Source organism: Micromonospora sp. WMMD558, assembly GCF_049315255.1.
Classification (GTDB): domain Bacteria; phylum Actinomycetota; class Actinomycetes; order Mycobacteriales; family Micromonosporaceae; genus Micromonospora.
On record NZ_CP186061.1, the window covers coordinates 4,891,164 to 4,915,473 of the forward strand.

General features: G+C 75.4%; 28 protein-coding genes. 13 read left to right on the plus strand and 15 right to left on the minus strand.

All coding sequences use genetic code 11. From position 1 onward, the window contains the following. Positions 1–45: 45 nt before the first annotated feature. From ACN26Y_RS23215 to ACN26Y_RS23225, 3 genes are all read left to right on the plus strand, one after another. Entirely contained in the window at positions 46–468 is a 423-nt protein-coding gene (locus ACN26Y_RS23215; RefSeq protein ID WP_155332311.1) for a YbaB/EbfC family nucleoid-associated protein, read from the plus strand. Beyond that, positions 465–1,307, plus strand: coding sequence for an SseB family protein (locus ACN26Y_RS23220; RefSeq protein WP_155332312.1), 843 nt, complete (start codon positions 465–467; stop codon positions 1,305–1,307). The genes ACN26Y_RS23215 and ACN26Y_RS23220 overlap by 4 nt, the downstream gene beginning before the upstream one ends. 99 nt (positions 1,308–1,406) lie before the next feature. Continuing rightward, positions 1,407–1,598: a DUF5703 family protein gene (locus ACN26Y_RS23225; RefSeq protein WP_088993715.1), complete on the plus strand. Its 192-nt coding sequence runs from the start codon at positions 1,407–1,409 to the stop codon at positions 1,596–1,598. Positions 1,599–1,711: 113 nt separating this feature from the next. Here ACN26Y_RS23225 and ACN26Y_RS23230 read toward each other — a convergent pair whose 3' ends face one another. Both ACN26Y_RS23230 and ACN26Y_RS23235 read right to left on the minus strand, forming a co-directional pair. Then, complete coding sequence (locus ACN26Y_RS23230) at positions 1,712–2,368, minus strand: hypothetical protein (protein ID WP_155332313.1); 657 nt, start codon at positions 2,366–2,368, stop codon at positions 1,712–1,714. A 54-nt stretch (positions 2,369–2,422) separates the two neighbouring features. Further along, complete coding sequence (locus ACN26Y_RS23235) at positions 2,423–3,751, minus strand: M20/M25/M40 family metallo-hydrolase (RefSeq protein WP_155332314.1); 1,329 nt, start codon at positions 3,749–3,751, stop codon at positions 2,423–2,425. 172 nt (positions 3,752–3,923) lie between these two features. On the opposite strand from ACN26Y_RS23235, the gene ACN26Y_RS23240 reads away from it, so the two are divergent. From ACN26Y_RS23240 to ACN26Y_RS23250, 3 genes are all read left to right on the plus strand, one after another. Continuing rightward, positions 3,924–4,532, plus strand: a complete 609-nt coding sequence (locus ACN26Y_RS23240) for a hemerythrin domain-containing protein (protein WP_155332315.1) — start codon at positions 3,924–3,926, stop codon at positions 4,530–4,532. A 77-nt stretch (positions 4,533–4,609) separates the two neighbouring features. After that, positions 4,610–5,608 (plus strand): LysR family transcriptional regulator, encoded by a 999-nt coding sequence (locus tag ACN26Y_RS23245; protein WP_155332316.1) that lies wholly within the window; start codon positions 4,610–4,612, stop codon positions 5,606–5,608. A 19-nt stretch (positions 5,609–5,627) separates the two neighbouring features. Further along, positions 5,628–5,873, plus strand: a complete 246-nt coding sequence (locus ACN26Y_RS23250; RefSeq protein ID WP_422733513.1) for a hypothetical protein — start codon at positions 5,628–5,630, stop codon at positions 5,871–5,873. 76 nt (positions 5,874–5,949) lie between these two features. On the opposite strand, the gene ACN26Y_RS23255 is transcribed toward ACN26Y_RS23250, so the two are convergent. The 3 genes from ACN26Y_RS23255 to ACN26Y_RS23265 are packed head-to-tail and all read right to left on the minus strand — an operon-like array spanning position 5,950 to position 9,034. Beyond that, positions 5,950–6,300: a DUF3140 domain-containing protein gene (locus tag ACN26Y_RS23255; protein WP_155332318.1), complete on the minus strand. Its 351-nt coding sequence runs from the start codon at positions 6,298–6,300 to the stop codon at positions 5,950–5,952. Further along, complete coding sequence (locus ACN26Y_RS23260; RefSeq protein WP_196255671.1) at positions 6,300–6,467, minus strand: hypothetical protein; 168 nt, start codon at positions 6,465–6,467, stop codon at positions 6,300–6,302. Before ACN26Y_RS23260 ends, ACN26Y_RS23255 begins: the two co-directional genes overlap by 1 nt. A gap of 14 nt (positions 6,468–6,481) precedes the next feature. Further along, positions 6,482–9,034, minus strand: coding sequence for an ATP-dependent Clp protease ATP-binding subunit (locus ACN26Y_RS23265; protein ID WP_155332320.1), 2,553 nt, complete (start codon positions 9,032–9,034; stop codon positions 6,482–6,484). Positions 9,035–9,162: 128 nt separating this feature from the next. Between ACN26Y_RS23265 and ACN26Y_RS23270 the strand changes: the two genes are divergently transcribed. The 5 genes from ACN26Y_RS23270 (at position 9,163) to ACN26Y_RS23290 (ending at position 14,410) form a co-directional block, all read left to right on the plus strand. After that, positions 9,163–9,567, plus strand: coding sequence for a hypothetical protein (locus tag ACN26Y_RS23270; protein WP_155332321.1), 405 nt, complete (start codon positions 9,163–9,165; stop codon positions 9,565–9,567). Between the two features lie 125 nt (positions 9,568–9,692). Next, positions 9,693–9,953 carry a hypothetical protein gene (locus ACN26Y_RS23275; protein ID WP_155332322.1) on the plus strand — a complete coding sequence of 87 codons (261 nt, stop codon included), beginning with the start codon at positions 9,693–9,695 and terminating at the stop codon, positions 9,951–9,953. 8 nt (positions 9,954–9,961) lie between these two features. After that, complete coding sequence (locus tag ACN26Y_RS23280) at positions 9,962–11,086, plus strand: hypothetical protein (protein ID WP_155332323.1); 1,125 nt, start codon at positions 9,962–9,964, stop codon at positions 11,084–11,086. Next, positions 11,079–13,754, plus strand: coding sequence for an FtsK/SpoIIIE domain-containing protein (locus ACN26Y_RS23285; protein ID WP_155332324.1), 2,676 nt, complete (start codon positions 11,079–11,081; stop codon positions 13,752–13,754). The genes ACN26Y_RS23280 and ACN26Y_RS23285 overlap by 8 nt, the downstream gene beginning before the upstream one ends. Continuing rightward, positions 13,751–14,410, plus strand: a complete 660-nt coding sequence (locus ACN26Y_RS23290) for a hypothetical protein (RefSeq protein WP_155332325.1) — start codon at positions 13,751–13,753, stop codon at positions 14,408–14,410. Before ACN26Y_RS23285 ends, ACN26Y_RS23290 begins: the two co-directional genes overlap by 4 nt. Positions 14,411–14,425: 15 nt before the next feature. On the opposite strand, the gene ACN26Y_RS23295 is transcribed toward ACN26Y_RS23290, so the two are convergent. Continuing rightward, the gene (locus ACN26Y_RS23295; protein ID WP_155332326.1) at positions 14,426–15,709 is read right to left on the minus strand and encodes a cupin domain-containing protein; all 1,284 of its coding nucleotides are present in this window, start codon (positions 15,707–15,709) and stop codon (positions 14,426–14,428) included. A gap of 10 nt (positions 15,710–15,719) precedes the next feature. Next, entirely contained in the window at positions 15,720–16,010 is a 291-nt protein-coding gene (locus ACN26Y_RS23300) for a hypothetical protein (protein WP_155332327.1), read from the minus strand. Positions 16,011–16,225: 215 nt separating this feature from the next. Between ACN26Y_RS23300 and ACN26Y_RS23305 the strand changes: the two genes are divergently transcribed. Then, a complete protein-coding gene (locus ACN26Y_RS23305) occupies positions 16,226–16,978 on the plus strand; it encodes a PIG-L deacetylase family protein (protein ID WP_155332328.1) in 753 nt (250 codons plus the stop codon). 111 nt (positions 16,979–17,089) lie between these two features. Here ACN26Y_RS23305 and ACN26Y_RS23310 read toward each other — a convergent pair whose 3' ends face one another. The 5 genes from ACN26Y_RS23310 to ACN26Y_RS23330 form a co-directional block, all read right to left on the minus strand. Continuing rightward, entirely contained in the window at positions 17,090–17,521 is a 432-nt protein-coding gene (locus ACN26Y_RS23310; RefSeq protein WP_155332329.1) for a DUF2267 domain-containing protein, read from the minus strand. Positions 17,522–17,799: 278 nt separating this feature from the next. Continuing rightward, the gene (locus tag ACN26Y_RS23315) at positions 17,800–18,678 is read right to left on the minus strand and encodes a DUF72 domain-containing protein (RefSeq protein WP_422733514.1); all 879 of its coding nucleotides are present in this window, start codon (positions 18,676–18,678) and stop codon (positions 17,800–17,802) included. 45 nt (positions 18,679–18,723) lie between these two features. Further along, the gene (locus ACN26Y_RS23320) at positions 18,724–19,122 is read right to left on the minus strand and encodes a TraR/DksA family transcriptional regulator (protein WP_155332331.1); all 399 of its coding nucleotides are present in this window, start codon (positions 19,120–19,122) and stop codon (positions 18,724–18,726) included. Positions 19,123–19,316: 194 nt separating this feature from the next. Next, positions 19,317–19,958 (minus strand): uridine kinase, encoded by a 642-nt coding sequence (locus ACN26Y_RS23325; RefSeq protein WP_155332332.1) that lies wholly within the window; start codon positions 19,956–19,958, stop codon positions 19,317–19,319. 63 nt (positions 19,959–20,021) lie between these two features. Further along, positions 20,022–20,633, minus strand: coding sequence for a winged helix-turn-helix domain-containing protein (locus tag ACN26Y_RS23330; RefSeq protein ID WP_422733515.1), 612 nt, complete (start codon positions 20,631–20,633; stop codon positions 20,022–20,024). A gap of 507 nt (positions 20,634–21,140) precedes the next feature. Between ACN26Y_RS23330 and ACN26Y_RS23335 the strand changes: the two genes are divergently transcribed. After that, positions 21,141–22,088: a DUF3500 domain-containing protein gene (locus tag ACN26Y_RS23335; protein ID WP_422733516.1), complete on the plus strand. Its 948-nt coding sequence runs from the start codon at positions 21,141–21,143 to the stop codon at positions 22,086–22,088. A 6-nt stretch (positions 22,089–22,094) separates the two neighbouring features. Here the strand turns inward: ACN26Y_RS23335 and ACN26Y_RS23340 are convergent, their stop codons facing one another. The 3 genes from ACN26Y_RS23340 to ACN26Y_RS23350 all read right to left on the minus strand — a co-directional run bounded on the left by ACN26Y_RS23340 (position 22,095) and on the right by ACN26Y_RS23350 (position 24,214). Then, positions 22,095–22,856, minus strand: coding sequence for a class I SAM-dependent methyltransferase (locus tag ACN26Y_RS23340; RefSeq protein ID WP_422733517.1), 762 nt, complete (start codon positions 22,854–22,856; stop codon positions 22,095–22,097). Between the two features lie 43 nt (positions 22,857–22,899). Next, the gene (locus ACN26Y_RS23345; RefSeq protein WP_155332336.1) at positions 22,900–23,400 is read right to left on the minus strand and encodes a DUF2231 domain-containing protein; all 501 of its coding nucleotides are present in this window, start codon (positions 23,398–23,400) and stop codon (positions 22,900–22,902) included. Positions 23,401–23,473: 73 nt separating this feature from the next. After that, positions 23,474–24,214 (minus strand): GAF and ANTAR domain-containing protein, encoded by a 741-nt coding sequence (locus tag ACN26Y_RS23350; protein WP_422733518.1) that lies wholly within the window; start codon positions 24,212–24,214, stop codon positions 23,474–23,476. Positions 24,215–24,310: the final 96 nt, after the last annotated feature.

Here is a 24,310-nt window from a genome sequence, read left to right on the forward strand (position 1 = left end):
CGCCGGTCGCCACCCCGCCGGTGCCGCAATGGGGGAAGGTTTCGCATGAGTGACCCGCTGTCCGCGTTCGACGCGCTCGCCGGACGGATCGCCGACATCCAACGCCGGTTCGCCGGGCTCCAGGACGACCTCGCCGAGCTCAGTGGCACCGCCACGGACGACTCCGGCCTGGTCACGGCCACAGTGGACGCCGCCGGCGAGCTGCAAGGCGTGACCTTCGCACCCGCCGCGCTCCGCGCCGGCACGGAGGAGTTGTCGGCGATGGTGCTGGCCGCGTACCGGCAGGCCCGCTCGGCGGCGGCGGAGCAGCTCACCGACCGGACCGAGGGGCTGGAGGCGACGCTCGGCGCGGGCCTGGGCGGCCTGTTCGGCGAGCCCGGCGACTTCTCCGCGCAGGGCCGCCGGCTGGAGGAGGCCATCGAGCGGCTCGGCCGCCTGGACGGGCGGCTGCCGGGGCCGCCGGCATGACCTCGGGCTGGCCCGACCTGGTCGCCCGGCTGCACGACACGCTGGTCCGGTGCCACCGGGACACCGACCTGGAGCTCACCGCCGGGGACCGCCGGCTGCGCCTGATGGTGCGGCGGGACACCGTCCGTGGGGAGTGCCCGGGGTACGACGCGCAACGGCTGGCCGGTCTCGGCTGGCAGCCGCCCGGCGCGGGGGGCGGCTGGTGGTTCGAGACGCCGCGTACCCCGCGCGCGGTGCGCTGGTGGAGTGACTTCGCGCTGCGGACCGCGGCGGCGGTGCTGACCGACGACCCGGACGCGCTCTCCTGCCGGGTGGCATCACCGGCCGCTTCCCGGGCGCGTCCCGAACCGGCGGGCGGCGGCGGGGCGACGCCCGCTGCGGGCCGGGACGGCGGCAGCGCCGGCGCCGGGCCGGTGGCCGGGAAGCCCGCCGGCGGAGGTGGCGGGCGGCCCGGGTGGCCGGCGGCGGACGGGGCGGTCCGGGAGCGCCTGGCGGCGGCCGTCGGACGCCGGGACCTGGCCGGTTTCCTGGCGGTGCTCGCCGGGGTGGTGGTGTGCGTGCCGCTCACGGCGGAGCCGTCCCCGGAGCGGGGCTTTCCCTGGGCGGTCGTCACCGACGCCGACGGGGCGCCGCTGCTCCCGGTGTTCACCTCGCCGGAGGCGCTGACCGCGTTCGCCGGGTCGGGGGTGCCGTTCGTGGCCGTACCCTGTGCCGAGCTGTTCGCGGACTGGCCGGACGGGCGGTGGGGGTTGGCGGTGGACGCCGGTGGCCCGGCGGCCCTCACGCTGGCCGCGCCGGCCCTGACCGCGCTGCTGGCGGCGAACGTCCCCACCGCGTGACCCCGGCCGGGCGCGCGTACGGCGGCCCGCCGGGCGGGGCGGCGCGGGTCACCCGCCGGGGGGTGGCGCCGGGCCGCCGGGCTGGGCAGCATAGGGCGCATGGACTACGAATACGCGCCGCTGCGGTTGCCGCCGAATGTCGACCGGTTGACCGCCGCGGCGCAGCTGGCGATCCAGGCGGAGTTCTCCGGCTGGGAGTTGGCCCGGGTGCGGCTGTTCCGGGACGGTACGCGGCAGGTGATGTTGCGCCGTCGCCGGATCAACCAGCCGCAGCCGGGCCTGTCGTACTGACCGGCCACCCGGCCGTCGCCCGGTGGCGGCCGGCCCGCCCGGGGTCCGGGCCGTCCGGCCGGTCCCCGGGCGTCGCCACCTGACCGGTCGCGCGCCGGTCAGGTGACGCGTGGTCAGTGGGCGTGGTCGTGCTCCTCGTCGTCGAGTTCCAGGAACGGGTGCTCGTCGAGCCGGCCGACGAGTCGGTCGTCGGGGGCCGGCTGGAACGGGCCGACCGCGTCGTCGTCGTCGAAGGACTCCAGGTCGACCGGGGTGCTGACCTCGCTGACCATCACCACGCCGTCGAGCGGCTCCAGCTCCGGCACGTCCAGCGCGGCGAGCGAGCCGTCCCCGCTCTGGAGCAGTTCCAGCACGGCCTCGCCGACGCCCTCGACGGGCTCGGGCTCGTCGTCGTCGGGGGTGCCCGCGCGGCGGGCCGCCTCGGCGGCGCGGATGAGCGCGGAGACGCTCGGCACCCGGTAGTCGCGCCGCTGGCGCACCGAGATGACCTGCGGGTGCGGGTCGGTCGGCTCGACCCCTTCGAGGCCGGCGAACCGCTTGTCGGCCTCGTCCGGGTCGATCGACTCCACGTCCCACGGGGTGACCTCGCCGAAGGCGTCCATGAGTTGCTCGTCGTAGGCGTACGACGCGTTGTTCAAGGTCACGTACGCCTGCCAGACGTCGTCGTCGTCGATGCGGCCCTGCGCGGCGCGGACGGCGGCCAGGTGGTGGCGGGCCGCTTCGATGACGCGTTCGAGGGCGGCGTCCAGCTCACCGTGCTGGTCGGTCATGTGTGGAAGTCCCTTCGATGTTCGGGGAGTACCGCGCCGGGAACCGGACGCGGGTCAGCAGGTGCGGAGGAACCGGTCGAGAACCCGCACGCCGAACTGTAGCCCGTCCACCGGAACCCGCTCGTCGATGCCGTGGAACAGCGCGGAGAAGTTCAGGTCGGCCGGCAGCCGCAGCGGCGCGAAACCGAAGCAGCGGATCCCGAGCTGCGAGAACGCCTTCGCGTCGGTGCCGCCGGAGAGCATGTACGGCACCGGCCGGGCTCCCGGGTCCTCGGCGCGCAGCGCCGCGGACATCGCCGCCACCAGGTCGCCGTCGAAGGTGGTCTCCAGCGCCGGCTGGCGCTGGACGTACTCGATGGCGATGTCCGGGCCGACCAGCTCGCGCAGCTGCTGCTCCAGCAGCTCGGACTGGCCGGGGAGGCTGCGGCAGTCGATGGTGGCGGTGGCCCGCCCCGGGATCACGTTGTCCTTGTACCCGGCGGCGAGGCGGGTCGGGTTGGCGGTGTTGCGGATGGTCGCGCCGATGATGTTGGCGATCGGGCCGAGCTTGGCGATGGCGGTCTCCGGGTCGTCCGGGTCCAGCTCGATGCCGAGCACCTCGGACACCTGCTCCAGGAAGGCGCGCACCGTGTCGGTCATGACGACCGGGAAGCGGTGCCGGCCGACCCGGGCGACGGCTTCGGCGAGGGCCGTGACGGCGTTGTCGTCGTGCACCATCGAGCCGTGGCCGGGGCGGCCCTTCGCGTGCAGGCGCAGCCAGTCGATGCCCTTCTGGGCGGTTTCGATCAGGTAGAGCCGCCGGTTCTCGTCAACCGAGTACGAGAAGCCGCCGACCTCACCGATCGCCTCGGTGCAGCCCTCGAAGAGGTCCGCGTGCCGCTCCACCAGGAAGTGCGCGCCGTAGTCGCTGCCGGCCTCCTCGTCGGCGGTGTACGCGAGCACGATGTCCCGGGGCGGGCGGACGCCGGTGCGCTGCCAGTGCCGCACCACCGCGAGCGCCATCGCGTCGAAGTCCTTCATGTCGATCGCGCCCCGGCCCCACAGGTAGCCGTCGCGCTGCTCGCCGGAGAACGGGTGCACCGACCACTCGTCGGCGTCGGCGGGCACCACGTCGAGGTGGCCGTGCACGAGCAGGGCGGGACGGCCCGGGTCGGCGCCGGGGATGCGGGCGACCACGTTCGCCCGGCCCGGGGCCGACTCGTGGAGGACCGACTCCACGCCGACCTCGGCGAGCTTCTCCGCCACGTACTCGGCGGCGCGGCGCTCACCGGCGCTGGTGTCGTTGTCACCGGTGTTGGTGGTGTCGATGCGCAGCAGGTCGCGGCAGAGGTCGACGACCTCGTCGGTGGGCGAGGGGTGGACGGGGGCGGCGTCGGTCGTCATTGCCTCTTCATACCAGCCGCACGGCCCGATCCCGTCGCCCGTCCCGGCCGCGTCGGTGCGGGGACGGACCGGTCACGCCGGGTCGCACGGGGGCGCCGGTTTCGCGATCACCGCGGTGGGGTACCGGCCGTCGGCGACCGCACCCGCGCTCCGCCGCCCGAGGGAGGGCATTATGACCGTTCCCCTGCCCCCGCTGCCGCCCACCGGCGAGGACGAGCACTACCGGCCGGGCGGGCGCAGCGTCGCCGACATCGTCGACGGGGAGCACCGGCAGCTGTGCGAGCTGGTGCGGCGGCTGACCGACCCCGACCCGGGTTCGGCCCCCGAGGGGGGTCTGGACGTGCTCACCGCGGCGCTGTCCCGGCACCTGTCCGCCGAGGAGCAGTACCTGCTGCCGGCCGTCCGGGCGGCCCGCCCCGCGGACACCGAGCGGGTCGACCGGGTGATCGAGGCGGACGGGGTGCTGCTCGCGGCGCTCAAGGGGCTGACGGCGGACGGGCTCGCCGACGTCGCCGAGCGGGTGCGCCGGCACGTCGAGGAGGTGGGCGCGCTGGTGCGGGGCCTGCGGGAGGTGGCCACCACCGAGGAGCTGATCCGGCTGGGCAACCGCCTGGAGATCGCCGAGGAGGCGGCGCCGACCCGGCCCCATCCGGGTACCCCGGCCACCCCGCCGTGGAACCGGATCGTCGAGCCGGCCGTCGGCGTCGTGGACAAGCTGCGCGACGCGGTGACCGGGCGGCCCACGTACCTGGGCGATCTGTCGGGGCGGACACCCGAGTGAGTGGTCCTGCACACATCGCAAATCGTTGATCGGTCCGAACCCTTCCCCCGGCCGCCACGCCGCCCTACCGTCGGTCTATGAACCTGGAGCTCCGCCACCTCCGGGTGGTCTGCGCGATCGCCGAGACGGGCAGCGTGACCAAGGCGGCCTCGGCGCTCGGCCTGGCACAGCCGGCGCTCACCGCCCAGCTCCAGCGCATCGAGCGCACCCTGGGTGGGCCGCTGTTCGAGCGCGACCGGCGCGGCGCCCGCCCCACCGCCCTGGGCGAGCTGGTGCTCGCCCGGGCGCGGGTGCTGCTGCCGGCGATGAAGGGCCTGCAGGACGAGGCGGCCCGGCTGGCCGGCGCCGGGGACGCGCCGCGCCGGTACCGGTTCGGCGGGGTCAACAGCCCCATCCTCGGGCGGCTGGTGCACCGGCTCGCCGCCGAGCAACCGCACGCGCAGATCACCACGTACGCCTCGTGGTCGGTGGACGAGCTGGCCCAGCTCGTCGCCGGCGGCCGGCTGGACTTCGCGCTCACCGGTGTGTGCGGCGACTCGTCCCCGTCGGGCGAGTTCGGGCTGTGCTGGCGGGAGGTGTCGATCGATCCGGTGCACGTGCTGCTGCCGGAGCCGCATCCGCTGGCCGACCGGGACGAGATCCGGCTGGAGGATCTGCGCCACGAGCAGTGGGTGGCCGCGCCGGGCGACGGCTGCTTCGGCGACTGCTTCGCCGCCGCCTGCGCCCGCGCCGGGTTCACCCCCCGCAAGGTGTACGAGGCGGACGTGCGCGGCTGTCTGGACCTGGTGGACGCCGGCGAGGCGATCGCCCTGTGCCAGGCCACCTTCCGCCCGGTCGCCGGCCTGGTGACCCGGCGGCTGGCGGGGATCCCGCTGCGGTGGCGGCTGATGCTCGGCTGGCACCCGGACGCCCCGGCCGCCCGGGTGGCCGATCTGGTGCTGGAGACGGCGCTGGCCGCGTACACCGACTCGCTGGCGGCGCATCCGGCCTATCTGGCGTGGCTGCTGCGCAATCCCGGCTTCGGGGCCCGGGGTCCGGCGGCCGCCGGACCGGTCGCCGGGGTGCGAACGGCGTGACGCCGGGTATCAGGCGGGCATGACCGATCTGTACCCCGCCGCCGACGACCGCGAGATCCTGCGTCAGGCGGCCGCCGCGCACACCGCCGCCGCACAGGACGTGGAGGCGTTCCTGCGACGCCTGCCCGAGGTGCCCGACCCGGCCGACGTCACCGAGTACGCCAACCTGCTCACCCGGGAGGAACGCACCCGGGCCGACCGGGAGGCCGCCGCCGACGCGGCGGGCCTGACGATCGCCAGCCTGGAGTCCGACCAGGGCCGCTGACCGACCCGGTGATCATGACGTTGTCGTCACGACACGCGTGACGACAACGTCATGACGGGTTGCGCCGACGGCCCGCTCAGCGTTCCACGAGCACGTCGTGGCCCAGGTCCAGGAGGGAGTGCCGCCACTCGTCGTCGGCGTTGCCCCGGGCTGGTTTCGCGTCCATCAGGTCCTGGATCAGGTCGAGCGTGTCGCGCATGGTCTGGATGTCGTCCGGGGTGAGGTCCACCTTGCGCTTGGTCAGCACGCGCAGGATGTGCCGGCCGGGCTCCGGCAGGTCGAGGTCGGGGTCCGGACCGAACGCCTCCTCGCCGGAGCCCCGGGTGAGCAGCCACTGCCGCAGCTGCTCGGACGGCACGTTCACCTGCTCGTGGAACGCCTCCCAGAGCTCCTCCACCTCGGGTTCGACCCGCTGCTGCCGTACCATCAGCCCTCCTCTCGCCGGCGGCGGTCGGACGCCGCCGGGTCCGGCTCGTCAGCCTGCTGGCCCAGGCCCTCCGGCGGCACCTGCACCCGCGCGGGGTTCGCCGTGGGTGGCGCCACGATCGGTTCCGCCGGTTCGGTGTCTTCCCGGCTCTCCTCCGGTTCGGTCATCCCCCGCCTCCGGCTCATCGGGGATGCGTGGTCGTGGCGGCGGTGTAGCCGCGCTCGCCCTCGCGGACGTCGATGGTGAGTTGCCCGTCCCGGGCGTCCACGATGACCTTCTGGCCGGGCGACACCGACGACTCCAGCAGCATCCGGGAGAGCTGGTTGTCCACCTCCCGCTGGATGACCCGGCGCAGCGGCCGGGCGCCGAACTCCGGCTGGTAGCCGTGCTCGGCCAGCCAGTCGATGCCGGCGGTGGTGAACTCCACCTGGACGTCCTGCGCGTGCAGCCGACGGCGGGTCTCCTCCAGCAGCAGCCCGGTGATCTGGCGCAGCTGCTCGGCCTCGAGGCGGCGGAAGATGATGACCTCGTCGATGCGGTTGAGGAACTCCGGCCGGAAGTTCTCCTGGAGCCGGCGCATGAGCCGCTCCCGTAGCTCGTCGCTCTCCCCGCCGCCCTCCGCACCGGCGCCGAAGCCGACCGCCCGCTGGGTGCCGGTGATCAGCTCGGAACCGAGGTTGCTCGTCATGATGAGCACGGTGTTCTTGAAGTTCACCGTACGGCCCTGGCTGTCGGTGAGCCGCCCGTCGTCGAGCACCTGGAGCAGGATGTTGAACACGTCCTGGTGCGCCTTCTCGATCTCGTCGAGCAGCACCACCGCGTACGGGCGGCGGCGCACCGCCTCGGTGAGCTGGCCGGCCTCCTCGTACCCGACGTAGCCGGGCGGGGCGCCGACGAGCCGGCTGACGGTGTGCCGCTCCTGGAACTCGCTCATGTCGACCCGGACCATCCGGTCGGCCTCGCCGAACAGCGCCTCGGCGAGCGCCCGCGCCAGTTCCGTCTTGCCGACGCCGGTCGGGCCGAGGAACAGGAAGCTGCCCATCGGCCGGTTCGGGTCGGCCAGGCCGGTACGCGAGCGGCGCACCGCCTCGGCGACGGCGGTGACCGCGTCGTCCTGGCCGACGACCTTCTCGTGCAGGTAGCCCTCCAGCCGCAGCAGCCGGTCCCGCTCCTCCTCGGTCAGCTGGCTGACCGGGATGCCGGTGGCGCGGGACACCACCTCGGCGATCTCCCGCGGCCCGACCTCCGGCACGTGGTTGGTGGTCCCCTCGTCGCCGCGGGCGCGGCGGATGTCCTGCTCCAGCTCGGCGATCCGGTCCCGCAGGGTGGACGCCTTCTCGTACTGCTCGTCGGCGACCGCCTGCTCCTTGTCCCGGCGTACCTCGTCGAGCTGCTGCTCCAGCTCACGGACGTCGGAGGCGGGGGTCCGGGTGCGCAGGCGCACCCGCGCGCCGGCCTGGTCGATGAGGTCGATCGCCTTGTCCGGCAGGAAGCGGTCGGTGATGTACCGGTCGGAGAGCTCGGCGGCGGCGACGATGGCCTCGTCGGTGAAGCGGACCTGGTGGTGCGCCTCGTAGCGGTCCCGCAGGCCGCGCAGGATGGCCACGGTGTCCTCGACGCTCGGCTCGGGCACGAAGACCGGCTGGAAGCGGCGGGCCAGCGCGGCGTCCTTCTCGATGCTGCGCCGGTACTCGTCCAGCGTGGTCGCGCCGATCACGCGCAGCTCGCCGCGGGCCAGCGCGGGCTTGAGCATGTTGGACGCGTCCATGCCGCCCTCGCTGCCGGCGCCGCCCGCGCCGACCAGGGTGTGGATCTCGTCGAGGAAGACGATGAGTTCCTCCTTGTGCGACCGGATCTCGTCGATGACCTTCTTCAGCCGCTCCTCGAAGTCGCCCCGGTAGCGGGTGCCGGCGACCAGGCCGGCGAGGTCGAGCTGGATCACCCGCTTGCCGAGCAGCGTCTGCGGCACGTCGCCGTCGCAGATCCGCTCGGCGAGGCCCTCGACGATCGCGGTCTTGCCGACGCCGGCCTCGCCGATGAGCACCGGGTTGTTCTTGGTCCGGCGGGAGAGGATCTCCACCGCCTGCTCGATCTCGTCGGCCCGCCCGATCACCGGGTCGATCTGGTCGTTGCGGGCGAGGTCGGTGAGGTCCTGGCCGTACTGGTCGAGGGTGGGGGTGCCGCGGTCGGGCTTCGGGCCGGCCATCGGCCCCCGCTCGGCGTTGGCGGCCTGGAGGGACTCGGGCTGGATGCGGCCGGCGGCGAGCATCCGCCCGGCCGGCGACTCCGGGTTCAGCGGCAACGCCATGAGGATGTGCTCGGGGCCGATGTAGTTGGCGCCCATGGCGCGGGAGAGCTGGTGGGCGTCGAGCAGCGCCCGCTTGGCGGCGGGGGTGAGCGAGAGGTTCGGCGGCACCTCGCCGCGGGGCGCGCCGTCGCCGCGCCCGCCGAGGGCGTTGAGCAGGGTGTCCGGGTCGGCGCCGGCCCGCCGGACCAGGTCGCGCAGCGGCTCGCGTTGCAGGGCCGCCCAGAGCAGGTGGTCGGTGTCCAGGTCGTTGCTGTGCTTCTGGGCCGCCCGCCGGGCCGCGTCGGCGAGCATCTCCCGGGCGTCGGCGGTCATCAGCCGGGTGATGTCGACCCGGTGCGCGGGTCGGCGCCCACCCTCGCCCCGGCCGAAGTACCGGGCCAGGAACTCGTCCCACGGGTCGGAGCCGAAGTCGCCGGGTCCCATCATCTCTGTCCTCCGCTGCTCGGGCGCGGCACGGTCGCCAGGGGCTACCCGGCGGTCGCCCGGACAAACGCCGCCGGGTGCCACGCCGGGGGTGCACGGGCCGCGCCCGCCGCGGGTGGCAGGCTGGCGGCATGGACGCGACACCGCTGCTGATCGTGGACGCCGCCAACGTGGTCGGGTCCCGACCGAACGGGTGGTGGCGGGACCGGGCCGGGGCGACCGCCCGGCTGCGCGACAGCCTCGTCCCGGTGGCCGCCTCCGGCGTCGTGCCGGAGCTTCCGCCGCCGGTGGAGGTGGTGCTGGTGGTGGAGGGGGCGGCCCGGAACGTGGCGCCGGTGCCGGGGGTGCGGGTGGTGGCCGCGGACCGCTCCGGCGACGATGCCGTGGTCGACCTGGTCGCGGCGGCTCCGCAGCGCCGCCGGGTGGTCGTCACGGCCGACCGTGAGCTGCGGGAACGCGTGCGGGAGCGGGGCGCCGAGGTGTACGGCCCGCGGTGGTTGACCGACCGCGACGCCCACCCCCGGGAGTCCCATTAATCGGACTCCCGGCGCGTCCGGGCGGCAACCGGTCAGTAGGGAAGGAACACTGACAGGGCGGATGTTCTCTCCCCGCGGCCGATAGGCTCTAATGGAGACCTCCCCCGCCCCCAGGAGGTTCCGACGTGGCGAGCGTCGCCGAGCTCAAGGCAGCCATCGATGTCGCGCTCCAACAGATCGGCGACGGCCAGAGCGCCGTACAGGCGGCCGGTGAGCGGCTGGCCGAGGCGCAGCAGACCCTGGCCGGCGCGCTGGAGGGCAGCGGTCACGAGACGGTCGAAGCGGCGCAGGCCTCGCTGACGCAGGCCGGCCAGGAGTTGGAGGAGTGCCTCGCCGCGACGCTCGTCGCGGTCGAGCAGGCGCAGCTGTACGTCGCGACCCTCTGAGCGCCGCCGTGTCCATCGTCGAGGATCTCGGCGCCCAGGTGCGCGCCGCCGTCGATGACCTGCCGCTGGGCCAACTCGCCCAGGCCCTCGAACGGTTCGGGCTGGCCGCCGAGCGGCTGCGCTGGGTCCGCCAGGAGTCGGCCGACCCGATGGGTGTGCCGGAGCTGTCCAGCGCGATCGAGCACGCCGAGACCGCCGGGTACGCGCTGCGCGTCGCCCAGGAACAGTTGACGGCGTACCTGGCGGCCATCGGGCTGGCCCCCGACGGCGCGCCCGCCCCACGGCCGGCGCCGGAGCAGCGGCGGCCGAGGCACGACGCGCCCGACGCGGCGCCGCCGGTGGCGCTCCCGCCCGAGCCGGCGGCCGACGCGCCCGCGCCCCGCTGGTGGGCGGCACGGGTGGCGGAGCTGACCGGCGGTGGCACGGCGTCGGCGGACCGTCCGGACGGGACCGTCGCCGACCCGGGTGAGCTGCTGCGCCGCGTCGTCGGCGCGGTGCGCTCGGGCGACCGGGACCGGCTGCGGGCCGAGCTGGGCCGCGCGCACGCCGACGTGGGCCTCGGCGTCGCGGCGGTCGCGCCGCCGCTGCTGCGGGAGCTGGCCGGCGAGCTGCTCGGGCACCCGCCACGCGCGGAGGACCTGCCCCGGCTGCGACGCGAGCTGGACGGGCGGGTGCGTGACCTGCTGCCGGGGCTGCCGGCGCCGGTGCTCGACACCCTGCTGACCCGGGTCTGCCGGATGCCCCCGCCGCGCCGCGGCGACGGCGAGCGGCCGCACGCGGCCGACCCGGCGGTCACCGCCGGGGTGCTCGCCGGCGTCCTGCTCGACCGACTGGGCCGCGAGCTGCCGCCCACCGACGAGCGGGAGCGCCGGGCCGAGGACGCGCGGGCGCGGGACGTGGCGGACGACGACCGGCGGCGGGCCGCGGCGGACCGCGCCCGGGCCGCCGACGCCGAGTGGGAGCGCCGCGCCGAGGCGGCCCGGGAGCAGGCGGCCGCCGCCCGGGCCCGGGTCGCCGCCGCGCAGCAGCGGGCGGCCGACGTACGGCGGACCGCGCCCCCGGCGGCCGGTCGTCCCGGCCCGGCGGGCACCCCCGCCTGGCGGACGCCGATCCGACGGGACGTCGATGGCTGACCGGCGGACGCAGCTCGCCGCCCGGGTCCGGCGCACGCTCGGCGAGGCACTCGGCGCCACCCGCACCCGGGTCGCCGCGGCGCAGACGGAACTCGCCGCCGAGCGGGACCGGCTGGCCCGGGTCCGGCGGGCCGCGGCGGCCGTGCCGGAGCGGGTCGGCGCGGAGCGGGACCGCCGCCTCGCCGAGATCGACGGCCGGCACGCCGCCCGGATCGCCGAGCTGACCCGCCGGGCGGCCGAGGCGGCGGGGCGGGAGTCGCCCGGGGCCGCGTCCGCCGAGTGGGCGCGGTGGCGGCCGACCCCCGCCGGCCGGGCGGAGCCGCCGGGCGCGCTGCGCGTGGGGACGCTCGCCGGGCCCGGCGCGGACCCGGTGCCCGCGCTGGTGCCGCTGCTGGACGCGGGTCACGTCGAGCTGACCGGGGACGACCGGGCGGCGAGCGAGGCCGTGGTGTCGGCGCTGCTGCTGCGCGCGGTCGGCCGCGCCGAGCCGGGCGCGGTCCGGCTGACCGCGTACGACCCGGAACACCTGGGCGGCGGCCTGGCCGGCTTCGCCCCGCTCGGCACGGCGGGTCTGCTGACCTCCGTCGGCCCGGGCGGGCTGGGCCGGCTGCTCGACGACCTGGTGGAGCACATCCGCCGGATCAACTCCACGGTGCTCGCCGGTGAGTACGCCTCGCTGCGCGAGCTGGCCACCACCACCGGACGCCGGCCGGAGCCGTGGCGGGTGGCGGTGCTGCTCGGCGGCGAGGAGCCGTCCCGGCACGAGCGCGGCCAGCTCGACCGGGTGGTCCGCACCGGCGCGGCGTGCGGCGTACACCTGGTGGTGCGTGGTCTGGCGCTGCCGCCGGACGGCACGGTGACCCGGATCCGCGTGGAGCCGGGCCGTGCCCACCTGGCGGGCGCCCCGCCGGTCGACCTCGACGCACCGCCCCCGGCGAGCCTGGTCACCGAGACCTGCCGCGAGGTGGCCGCCCGGGTCAACGCCGGTCCGGCGCCGACACCCTTCACCGATCTGCTCCCGCCGCCGGAGCGGATGTGGCGGGAGGACTCGGCGACCGGCCTGACCGCGCCGATCGGCGAGGGCCCGCACGGCCGGCCGGTGCTGCTGACCCTCGGCGACTACCCGCCGCACGCCCTGATCGGCGGCCCGTCCGGCACCGGCAAGACGAACCTGATCTTCGCCTGGATCGGCGCGCTCGCCGCCCGCTACTCCCCCGCCGAGCTGGAGTTCTATCTGCTGGACTTCAAGGAGGGGGTGTCCTTCGCCCGGTTCGCGCAGGGCCGGCGCGACCCGAGCTGGCTGCCGCACATGCGGCTGGTCGGCATCAACGTCAACACCGACCGGGAGTTCGGCCTCGCGTTGCTGCGCTTCCTCGCCGAGGAGCTGCGCCGCCGCGCCGACGCGGCGAAGAAGCACGAGGTCACCAAGCTGGCGGAGCTGCGCGCGGTCGACCCGACCGGGCACTGGCCGCGGATCGTCGCGGTGGTCGACGAGTTCCAGATGCTGCTGGCCGGCCGGGACGCGGTCGCCCGCGAGGCCGCCGACCTGCTGGAGGACCTGGCCCGGCGGGGCCGCTCCCAGGGCATCCACCTGGTGCTCGCCTCGCAGGACGTCCGTGGCATCGAGGCGCTGTGGGGGCGGCCCGCCCTGGTCGCCCAGTTCACCCTGCGCATCGCCCTGCCGAAGGCGCTGCGGATCCTCGCCGAACGCAACGACGCGGCGCAGTCGCTGCCCCGTCACCACGCCGTCGTCAACGCCGAGTCGGGCCTGGTCGAGGGGAACGAGGTCGCCCGCATCCCGTCGGCGAGCGACTGGGAGACCTGGAGCGAGCTGCAGCACCGGCTGTGGCGGATGCGCCCGCCGGACGCCGCGCCGGCGCGGCTGTTCGACGGCGACGCGATCCCCCGGCTGGCCGACGCACCGGACTTCCGGGCGCTGTCCGCCCCGGAGACGGGCACGCTGCGGGCGCCGGTGGCACTGCTCGGCGAGATCATCGACGTGCAGGCCCGTTCGGCGGCGCTGCGACTGCCCCGCGCGCCCGGCCGTAACCTGGCCGTGCTCGGCACCCGGGTCGACGAGGCGTGCGCGGTGCTGGACGCCGCCGCGCGGTCCCTCGCCCGCCAGCACCGCCCCGGGTCCGCGCGGTTCTCCATCGCCTGCCTGGACCCGGACGCCGACCCCGCCGCCCGGGCCCTCTACGAGGACCTGGCCGACGACGCCGCCTGGTACGACGAGGAGAGCGTGACCGAGCTGATGGCCGAGACCGCCGCCGGGCTGGGCCCCGCGGGGGCCGCCGGGACCCCGCACTACCTGCTGCTGTACGCGGTGGACGCCGCGGCCGGCGCGCTCGCCACCCGGGTCGGCGGGCGGACGGGGTTGGAGCAGCTGCGCCGGATCCTGCACGACGGGCCGGAGCGGCGTACCCACGTGCTGGCCTGGTGGCGGGGCGTGGCGCGGATGCGCGCCGACCTCGGCGGGCCGGCCGCGCGCACCGACCAGATCGGGGCGTGGGTGGCGCTGGACGCGCACGGCGGGGAGCTGGGCTCGTCGTTGTACCCGGGCACCGGCGGGCCGGACTGGTATCCCCGCCCGTGGCGGGGCCTCTTCTTCGACCGGGCGGTGCACCGCACCGGTCAGACCATCATCCCGTACGGGCCGGAGCGGTGAACGAACCGGTGACGAGCGAGTCGTACGCGGCGCAGGTCCGCCGGCTCGCCGAGCTGACCGAGCGCGTGTCGGCGCAGCGCGCGGAGGCGCACACCTGGTACGACCAGCAGTGCGCCGCCGCGCGACGGGCGGTGGCCGACGCCGGGGACCAGGTGCACCGCGCCGAACGGCAGCTCGCGGCGGCCCGCGAGCTGCAGGAGCGGGTCGACGCCGAGGCCACGGTGCTGTGGCAGGAGCTGCGCGGCCGGATCGGGGCGCGCCGGGTGGGCGGGCCGCCGGGCCCGGTGGCGGGTGCCACCGGGGACCCGGCGCCGATGCTGGCCGCGGTGCGGGACCTGCTGGCCCGTACCGGGCAACCCGGCGAGCTGCCGGGCTCGGTGAACCCGCTGCTGGCGCTCTGCGGGGTGGTCGGCGCGCTGGTCGCGTACGCCCTGGGTACCGCGGCGCGGGCGGCGGGCGACCGGTACGGCGGTGACCTCGCGGTCGGGCTGCCGGTGCTGGCGCTGGTGGTGACGCTGCTCGGGCCGCTGGCCGGCCTGGTGCCGGCGAAGGTGCTCGCCGACCGCCGCCACGCGGTCCTCGGCCCCCGACCGGCGGCGGTGGTCGTCGTCGCCGGCCTGGTGACGACGGTCCTGCTGCTGGCCCTGGCCCCGTGACGCGGGTCCCGGCGTCTAGGCCGGAACGGCGACCGCCTCGCGGAGGAGCCGGCGGACGAGGGTGACCCGGTCGGCGTCGTCGTCCAGCCCGGGCAGGTCACCGACGCGGGTGACCTCGCCGGCGAGCAGCGCCCGAAGGGCCGGTTCGCAGGTGCCGGGGAGGGTGATCGTGCGGTCGAACACCCGCAGCGCCACCTTCTCCCCCACCGGGGTGAGCTGCCAGCGCAGGCCGGGACGCGGGGTGACGCGGCTGTGCGGGCCCAGCGCGTCGAGCGCGGCGGCCTGGGCGAGGGGCCGGATCGGGGCCGGTCGGGCGGCCGGCCAGGCCCGCTGCCGCAGCCGGCCGGCCACCGCCGCCGGGTCGGCCCGCAGCAGCCAGTCCCGCAGCGCCTCCACGGTCTCGGTCAGCTCCGGTTCGATCGCGTCCGGATCGGACACGTCGACACCGAACGGGAGGGTGGCCCGCAGCCGCTGGTCCTCGGCGGCGAGGGCGAGCACTTCCTCGACGAGGGCGTACCGGGTCAGCGCCCGGACGCCGACGGTCAGGTGCAGCGAGCTGGAGTCCTGCGCCTGCGCGCTGTGCAGCCAGCCGCGCGGCAGGTAGAGGGCGTCGCCGGGGGCGAGCACCACGTCGAGCGCGGGTGGACCGTCCGCGGTGGCGGACACCTCGTCGGCGCGGCCGCCCCACGGCTGCTTCTCCAGCGGGTCGGGCAGCACCGGCGGGTGGATCCGCCAGTGCTTGCGGCCGTCGACCTGGAGCACGAAGACGTCGTGGGTGTCGTAGTGGGTGGCGAAGCCCTGGCTGCCGGGTGGGGTCAGGTAGGCGTTGACCTGCAACGGCTGTCCAACGGCGAGGCCGAGGTCGCGGGCGAAGTCGATCACGGCGGGCCAGGTGCGGTGCAGGCCCTGGAGCACCAGGGTGGCACCGCCGGCGTACAGGTCGAGGATCTTCTCGTCGAGGACCTGGTCGCCGATCTCGGCGCCGGCGCCACCGCCGCCGGTGTAGCGCGCCGCCGCCACGAGCGCGCCGTCCTTGGCGACCCGCAGGAACGGGGTACGCAGACCGCGTCGGCTGAGCAGTTCGTCGGCGTCGGCGGGGCTGAGCAGGTCGGTGAAGCCGTGCGGATTGGGCAGTTCGTCGGCGCGGGACAGCAGCGGGGTGCGTCCCCAGTGGGCGGCGGCGAACTTCGCCGGCTCGACCGAGACGCAGCGGGCCAGGGCCTGGGTCGACCCAGGCCCTGCGGCGGTGGACGGAACCGCCGGGCGGCCCAGGCCGCCCGGCGGGTCGAGGTGCGTCATGACGTGCCGCTCAGGAGGCGCTGCCGTCGGCGCCGCCGTCCTGGTGGCCCGGGGTCGCGCCACCGTCGGCCGGCCCCTCGGCGCCGCCGTCGGCGCCACCGTCCTGCTGGCCCGGGGTCGCGCCACCGTCGGCCGGCCCCTCGGCGCCCTGGTCCGCGCCCTGGTCGGCGCCCCGCTCGACACCCCGGTCGGCGGCCCCGTCGGCGCCACCGTCCTGGTGGCCCGGGGTGGCGCCGCCGTCGGCGGGACCCTCGAGGCCGCCACCGCCGGTGGTCGTCATGTCGTCGTCGTTGAGTGCCATGGGTGCTCCCTCGGATGTGCCGCCCCGCCGTGCGCCGGGGTCCGTCGTGCAGCGGGTGGTACCCCACGCCCGATCTTCTCTAACCACACGGTAGACGTCCGGAGTGTCCGGCACGCGCGGTTCGCACCCCGGACCGGTATCCGGTCGGCCCCGCCCGTCGTGGGCAGTGGGCGGGCGGCGACGGTGACAGGATGGTGCGGACCGAGGAGGTGCCGATGACCGACCTGACCGACGTCCCGGCGCTGGAGCCGCTCGACGAGCAGTGGCAGCGGGCGCTGGCGATCGTCGCCCACCCCGACGACCTGGAGTTCGGCGCCGCGTCCGCCGTCGCCCGCTGGACCGGTCAGGGCAAGCAGATCGCGTACTGCCTGGTGACCAGTGGCGAGGCCGGCATCGACGGGATGCCGCCGGAGCGCGCCCGGGCGGTCCGGGAGGCCGAGCAGCGGGAGTCCGCCGCCCTGGTCGGGGTCGACACGGTCGAGTTCCTCGGCCTGCCCGACGGCATCCTGGAGTACGGAGTGCCGCTGCGCCGGGAACTGGCCGGTGTGATCCGGCGGCACCGCCCGGAGATCGTGCTCACCACGAACTTCCGGGACACCTGGGACGGCGGGTACGCGCTGAACCAGGCCGACCACATCGCGACCGGCCGCGCGGTGCTCGACGCCGTGCGGGACGCCGGCAACCGGTGGGTCTTCCCGGAGCAACTGGTCGACGGGGTGCAGCCGTGGAACGGCGTGCGGCAGGTGTGGGCGGCGGCGTCGCCCCTCGCCGCACACGGGGTGGACGTCACCGACACCTTCGACAAGGGTGTCGCGTCGCTGCGCGCGCACCACGTGTACCTGACCGGGCTGGGCGACGGCAGCTTCGACGCCGAGGAGTTCCTGGAGGGCCTGAACCGCCCGGTGGGCACCCGCCTCGGCGTCCGCTACGGCGCCGCCTTCGAGGTGTTCCGCTTCGACCTCTGGTAGGGGCCGGCATGATGCTGGTCGGCACCTCCGGCCGGCGGTACCGCGACTGGTGGCGCCGGACGCGAACGGCCCGCCCCACGCGGTGCGGGGCGAGCCGTCGGGGTGCGACGGTCAGGGCATCATCCGGGCCAGGTCCTTCGGCATGTTGTCCTTCACGTCGTCCCACTGCCCCGGGCTCGTCACGTGCTGGCGCAGGGAGTTCAGCACCACCTGGACGAGGTGCTCCGCGCTGCCCTCCATGTCGTACGTGAACTGTTTCCGGAACTCGAGGAGGAAGTCGTCGCGGTTCAGCTTGACCGGCACGTCCATCGGCTTCCAGCCGTCGAAGTAGATCCCGCGGAGCACCAACGGCAACTGCGCCGCGAACTCCACACTCTCCTGCACCGGCAGCCGGTCGCGCAGCAGGTGCAGCGTTGTGCGCAGTGCGCAGTAGGACTGGTTGCGTTGCTCCTTCGGCCAGCCGTACTCCTTCTCGATGCCCTTGAGGATCAGGTTCGTCTTCTCCGTCGAAGCGTCGATCGCGGACTGCAACTGCTCAGCCATCTCTCCACCCCCGTACGTCGGTCTCCCACCGTCCGTCATCGTCCCGCCGCGGCGGCCCCGCCGGACCGCGCCACTGCCGGACCGGGCTGGCCCGGCCGGCCCGCGGCCGCCGGCTGTCACCGGTCGCACCGACGACGTGCAGGACGGCCCCCCGTCGCCGGTCCGCCACCACCCGAGTGGTCATGACGCCACCTCCGTGTCGGATCCGCGGTCGCCGGACCGACGACCACGAGGCACCCCCATGCTTCCGCCACGCGGGGTGAGGCCGGCTCACCCGGTCAGGATGATCCGGCGTCGAGCAGCCGGGCGAGGGTGGCGGCGTTGGTCTGCGCGTAGTCCCGGTAGCAGTTGTTCATGAGGACGTGCGTCCGTTCGGTCTCACCGGCCAGTTCACGCAGCTTCGGCGCCCAGTCGCGCAGCTCCCGGTCGGAGTAGCGGTAACCGAACTTCTCGTGGATGTCGGTGCTGGTCCACTTGTCGCTTTGCCCGTGGAAGCGCACCACCGCGAGGTCCGCGGTGGCGGCGAGCACCGGGGGCACCGACGAGCGGTGCCCCTGCGGCATGTCCACGCACACGAACGGCAGCCGGTGCCCGCGCAGGAAGGCGAGGGTCTCGTCGGCGTTGGCACCGTCGAACCAGGAGGCGTGCCGGAACTCGAAGACCGGGCGCAGGGGCGCGCAGCGCGCCGCCACCTCGCGCAGGTACTGCTTGTTGTCCCGCTTGATGGTGAACCAGGGCGGGAACTGGAACAGCAGCGCGCCGAGCTTGCCCGCCTCGACCAGCGGGTCCAGGGCGCTGAGGAAGCGCGTCCAGACCTCCTCGTACGCCTGCGGCGCGAGGTCGTCCGGGTAGACGTTCCGCTTCCCCGTCTCCGGCCGCAGGTCCTTGTAGAGCGAGCTGACCTTCGTCGGGTGGCCGGTGAGCAGGCTGAACGCCTTGACGTTGAAGGTGAAACCGGCCGGGGTGCGCTCGGCCCACAGCCGGGCGGTCCGCTCGGCCGGGGGCGAGTAGTAGGTGGCGTCCACCTCGACGAGCGGGAACTGCTTGGCGTAGTACGCCAGGCGCTTCTCCGGGGTGTCCGCGGTCTGCGGGTACCAGCCGGAGTCCAGCAGCGTACGGTCGGTCCAGGAGGCGGTGCCCACCTTGATGTCACCCATGGGTGCAGTCCACCGCGCCCGGGACCGACCGGCAACACCCGCAGGTCAGGCCGCCCGGCGCTCCCGGGTCTGCTTGCACGTCACGCAGGTCGTGGCCGACGGGAATATCTCCAGCCGCTCCACCGGGATCGGAGCCGAGCAGCCCTCGCAGAATCCGTAGGTGCCCTCGTCCAGCCGGGTGAGGGCGTGCTCGTACTGGGCCCGACGGTCCAGGATGGTCCGCAGCAGCGACTGCGCGGTGTCCCGCTCCGCGGTCTTGGTGCCGCTGTCGGCCTGGTCGTCGCCCGCGGTGTCGCCCACCTCGACCAGGCGCAGGACCTGGCTGTCCAGCACGGCCTGCTCGTACTCCGCCGTGAGCTCGTCGTAGCGGGCCCGGAGGGACTGCCGGATCTGGTCGACCTCCGCCTGGGATCGGCCCGTGCCGACCGTGTCGTGGACGAGCATCGCTGCCTGCCTTTCTCCGAAACTCACGGTCCACCGGGGCCACCGGCCCCGGCATGGTCGTCGCCCGCGCGGGCGGATCACCCGTGCTCTGTGAGCCGGGCGAATACCCCGGGGTCCGGTGGATCAAACCGGCGACTTCGCCGGATCTCCGGGCCGGTTCGTGACGTTCCGGGCCCGGCGTCCGCCGGCGCCGTTCAGTCCGGCCCCGCCGCCACGTCGACCAGCGCGGGGTGGCGGGGGTCGTCGACCCGGACGACCACGTCGGCGAACGTGGCCGGGGCCACCTCGTCGGCGTAGCGGGCGTACGCCGGCAGCGTCCACCGCTGCTCCGGGCCGGTGCGCCGGTCCAGGGCGGCCGGGGAGAGCGCCAGGTGCACGGTGACGTCGAAGGGCAGGCCACCGCCGAGCAGCAGCGACCCGCTGACCAGGACGACGCCGCGCTCGGGCAGTTCGACGTACTCGGCGCGGCTGGCGCGGTCGACGTCGGCGTCCCACAGCGAGGGCAGGACCCGCCCCGACCCGTCCGGGCCGGCCGGGTCGAGCACCTCCCGGCGCAGCCCGGCCTCGTCGACCCAGCCCTCGTAGTACGCGTCGGGGTTGGTGCGGCCCTGTTCGAGTCGCACCGAGGCCGGCCGCAGGAAGTCCGCCGCCCGCACGTGCAGCACCGGACGGCCCCGGGCGCGCAGCGGGTCGACCAGCGCACCGGCCAGGGCGTCGGGATCGGCCGCCGGCGGGCCGTCGACGGCCACCCGCAACCGGCCGGCGGCCGTGGTGCCGGCGAGCCGGTCGGCCAGCTCGGTGACGAGATGCTCGGGCGAGATCGGACGGACACGCACGCCGACCATCGTGCCCGGTCGGCCGCCGCGGCGCCGGCCGGGCGGCGCGGGCCGGACGGTCGCTCAGCCGCTGCGGTCGATGGTGACCCGGGCGTCGTCGGCGAGCCGGTAGCCGACGCCGTAGACAGTGGTGACCAGCGGGACGTCCACTCCGACCTTGCCGCGCAGCCGGCGGACGTGCACGTCCACCGTGCGTACGCCGGCGTGCTCGTAACCCCAGACGGCGTTGAGCAGCTGGAGCCGCGTGAAGACCCGGCGGGGGTGGGCGACCAGGTGCAGCAGCAGGTCGAACTCCAGGCGGGTCAGCGGCAGGGGCTCGCCGTCACGCAGCACCGACCGGGACGAGGCGAGGATGTGCAGGGTGGGGATGGTCGGGGCGAGCTGGCGGCCCGGGGACCGGCCGGCGGGGACCGGTTCGGGCCGGCGCTCGACGCCGTTGGAACCGGCGGCGGTGATGGTGCCCTCGCCCCGCTCCAGCAGCTCCCGTGCGGCCTCCAGCAGCCGGCGTGCCGGTGGTGTGAGCGCCTCCTCGTTGGCCAGCGGGATCGACAGGGTCACCGTGAGCACCGGCGCGGCTGTGTTCGCGGGACGGCGCTGGCCACCCGGGGGTCGACCGGGAACAGCCGGCTGGGACGTATGCCATCCGGCGCGCGACGAAGCAGGGCTGACCGACATGGTCCTCCTTGGCTGGTCCGGGTATATCCCCACGGCCCGGGACGCCGCTTCATCGATGCTTCCCGGCGCCCGTGCGGGGGTCAAGGGGCGGCTGCGTTGCATGAATGTGACAATTGACGAACACATCGGAGCCGAATGCTCGCTCTGCGTACGAGGCCTGATGATTACAGCAGAGTCGCCGAGATGACCCGATACGGGGGGTGCCCACCCGGTTCACATTCGCCGGAGGCGGTCACGGAGCGTGGTTGACGAACGTGATTCATGCCGAGGTCGGAGGCCTGGTTGCGCTCCCATTTGGACGCTCCGCGTACCGGCGGTGTGACAACCGCGACAGGCCGAGGCACGGCTCGGACCGGTTAGGTTTCCGAACGATTCAGTAGCTGTGAGCGACGAGGACGCGCGCCTCGTCGGGGAGGCGGCATCCCACCCTTCGCAGGGGCACCTGCCGGGCCGGACGGGTCGCCCGGTCGGCCGGCGGGCGCCCGCGCCGCCCGGTATACAGGGGCGGTGGAGGATCCGCTGCCCGAGCAGATGCGCGCCGCCGGCACGGCGCTGCTCGCCGCCCTAGACGGGCCCGCCCGGGCCGGCGCGGCGCACCGGTTCGACGACGTCGCCGCGCGGCGCTGGCTGGAGTACCGCCCGCGACCCCGGCCCGGCGTGTGCCTCGCCGACCTCGACCGCACCGCCCGCAAGGCCGCCCACCGGCTGCTGGCGACGGCGCTGAGCCCGCCGGCGTACGCGCAGGCGATGGCGATCATCGCGCTCGAGGAGGTGCTCGACCGGGCCGAGGGGTGGCGGCGCGGGCGGCACAGCGACGACTACTGGGTGGCCGTCTTCGGCGACCCGGCCCGCGACGACGCGTGGGCGTGGCGGGTCGAGGGGCACCACCTGTCGGTCAGCATGACCGTGGTGGACGACCAGGTCTCCCCCGCACCCGTCTTCTTCGGCGCGAACCCGGCCGCCGTCCGGTGGGCCGGCCACCCGGTGTCACGTCCCCTCGGTCCCGAGGAGGACCTCGGCCGGGCCCTCCTGGACGCGATCGGCCCCGCCGGCCGGGCCGCGGCGATCGTCGCCGACGAGGCGCCCGCCGACATCGTCAGCGCCACCCGGCCCCGGGTCGACGCCCCGGTCGGGCCGCTCGGCGTGCCGGCCGACCGGCTCGGTCCCACCGGCCGGGCCCTGCTCGACCAGCTCGTCGCCCTCTACCTGGACCGGCTCCCGCCGGAGCTGGCGATCCGGGAGGCGCGCCGCCTCGCCGGCACACCGCTGCACTTCGCGTGGGCGGGGCCCACCCGTCCGGGGCAGCGCCACTACTACCGGGTGCAGGGCGACGACCTGCTGATCGAGTACGACAACACCACCGACGACGGCAACCACGCCCACACCGTGCTCCGCCGCCCGGCGAGCGACTTCGGCGAGGACGTCCTGGCCGCCCACCACGACGCGGCCCACTGACTCCCGTCAGGCAGGCCTGGTCGCCTCGATGAGGAAGCGGCGGGCGTGGGCCACGAACGGACCCTCGGCCTCGATCCGCCGGTGCAGCCGGGCCAGCGTGGGCCGGTGCCGTGCGACGTCGAACCCGGGCACGGTCCAGACCACCTTGCGCAGGAACCAGACCACCGCGGCGACGTCGTGGAACACCGTGCGCAGGGTGGCCTCCCGCAGGTCCACCACGGTCAGGCCGGCGGCCGTCGCGGCGGCCACCGTCTGCTTCGGGTGGCGGTCGGCCGGAGGGGGCAGCGGGCCGAGGATCGCCTCGCTCAGCTCGCGTACGGTGCCCGGGCCGATCTGCTGGGACAGGAACGTCCCACCCGGCCGCAGCACCCGGGCGGTCTCCCGCCAGTCGGTGCGGACCGGATGCCGGCTCACCACCAGGTCGAAGGACGCGTCCCCGAACGGCAGCGGCGCGTCCGGCGCCACCGCCACCACCGTGGCGCCGACCCGGCGCAGCGTCCGGGCCGCAACCGGCACGTTCGGCGGCCACCCCTCGGTGGCGACCAGCAGGCGGGGCGGTGACGGCACCTCCGCCAGCACCTCTCCGCCGCCGGTGTCCACGTCCAGCGCCGCGTCCGCGACCGCCATCCGGGCGGCGACCAGGCGCGCGTACCCCCAGGGCGGCCGTTCCTCGGTCGCCCGTCCGGCGAGCCAGTCGAACGCCCAGCCGCCCACCGGGGCCGTCGCCCCCTCCGCGACCAGGTCGTCGAAGCGTTCGTCCGTTGCCACCCGGGCAGCCTGCCCGGCCCGACCCCGACGCGGCAACGGAGATTCAGGGGCGCGGGCGGACGATCTCCACGGTGGAGCCCGCGACGCCGCCCAGGGCGTCGAGGGTGGTGGCCTCGGCACGGCCGGCCTCGAACTGGCGCATCAGGCGGGCCCCCAGGGCGACGCCGTAGCCGCCCACGGCGAGGGCGACCAGCTCGGTGAGGAGCAGCACGACGCTGGCACCCCGCTGCGGCGCGTCCGCCCGGATCAGGCAGGCGATCAGGAACAGGCCGGCCATCGCCGCGTTGACCAGGTTGAACGTCGCGGCCGTCCGGCGCGTGCCCCCGCCCGGGACGTCCCACAGGTCGATCATGCCGGCGACGGTGGCCAGCGCGGCGGCGACGAGCGCCGCCACGGCCGTCCAGTACCCCACCTCACCGAGGAACGCCGGCCCCCCGATCACGTCGGTCAGGTCGAACACCGTCGCGCTCACGAAGAGCCCGAACGGGAACGTCACCAGCATCGGTTGGATCGGGTGCCCCTGCACCCGCAGCCGGCTCTGCATCGCTTCTCCCCAGGTCGCGTCACGTCACCAGTCAAGGGTGCTACCCGGGCGCACCCGGGACGAAACGACGCGGTCAGCTCTCCCGGGGGCGGGAGACCGTGCTCACCAGCCGCTCGGCGACCTCGCGCAGCGGGATGGCGAGCGAGGTGGCGGCGTTGCGCAACACCTCCAGGGCCTCCTCGGCCCGGCAGCCCCGCTGGGTCATGATCACGCCGATCGCCTGGCCGACGACCCCGTCGCCGAGCACGGTGGCGTCCAACTGGCCGGCCTCGGCGGCCGAGCGGGCCCGGTCGCGTACGGCGGCGAGCAGCAGCCCCGCGTGCTCGGCGATCAGCATGGCGATGAGCTGGTGCCGGGGGGTGAGCGCGTCGGTGGCGCCGGCGTAGAGGTTGAGCGAGCCGATCACCTGCTCGTCCACGTCGACCTGGGCCGAGATCACCCCCCGCACGCCGAGCTCACGGGCCCGCGCCGTCCAGTCCGGCCAGCGCGACTCGCGGCCCAGGTGTTCGGAGACCACCATCTCCCGCCGCCGGATCGCCTCCATGGCCGGCGAGTCCGGGCCGTGGCGCAGGTCGTCCAGACCGGCGAGCCGGGCGTCGGACGCCGCCACGCCGGCCGGTTCCCCGGCGCGCAGGGCGGTGAACCCGCACCAGCTGACTCCCGCGACCGCGTCGCAAGCGATCCGAACCAGCACGTCCAGCGCCTCGTCGAAGTCGTCGACGCCGATCAGTCCGGCGGTCAGCTCCCGCAGCAGGGCGGCGGTCTCCAGTACGCCGAGCGTCTCCGCGACCGGCTCCCGCATCTCGAGGTTCACCGGTCTTCCGCCCCCGTCGCGACGGCGCGCGACATCGCGCGCCCCACCGGGGCCGTTCCCTGTTCCATGGTCCTGATCTCTCCCGACTCTCCGGAC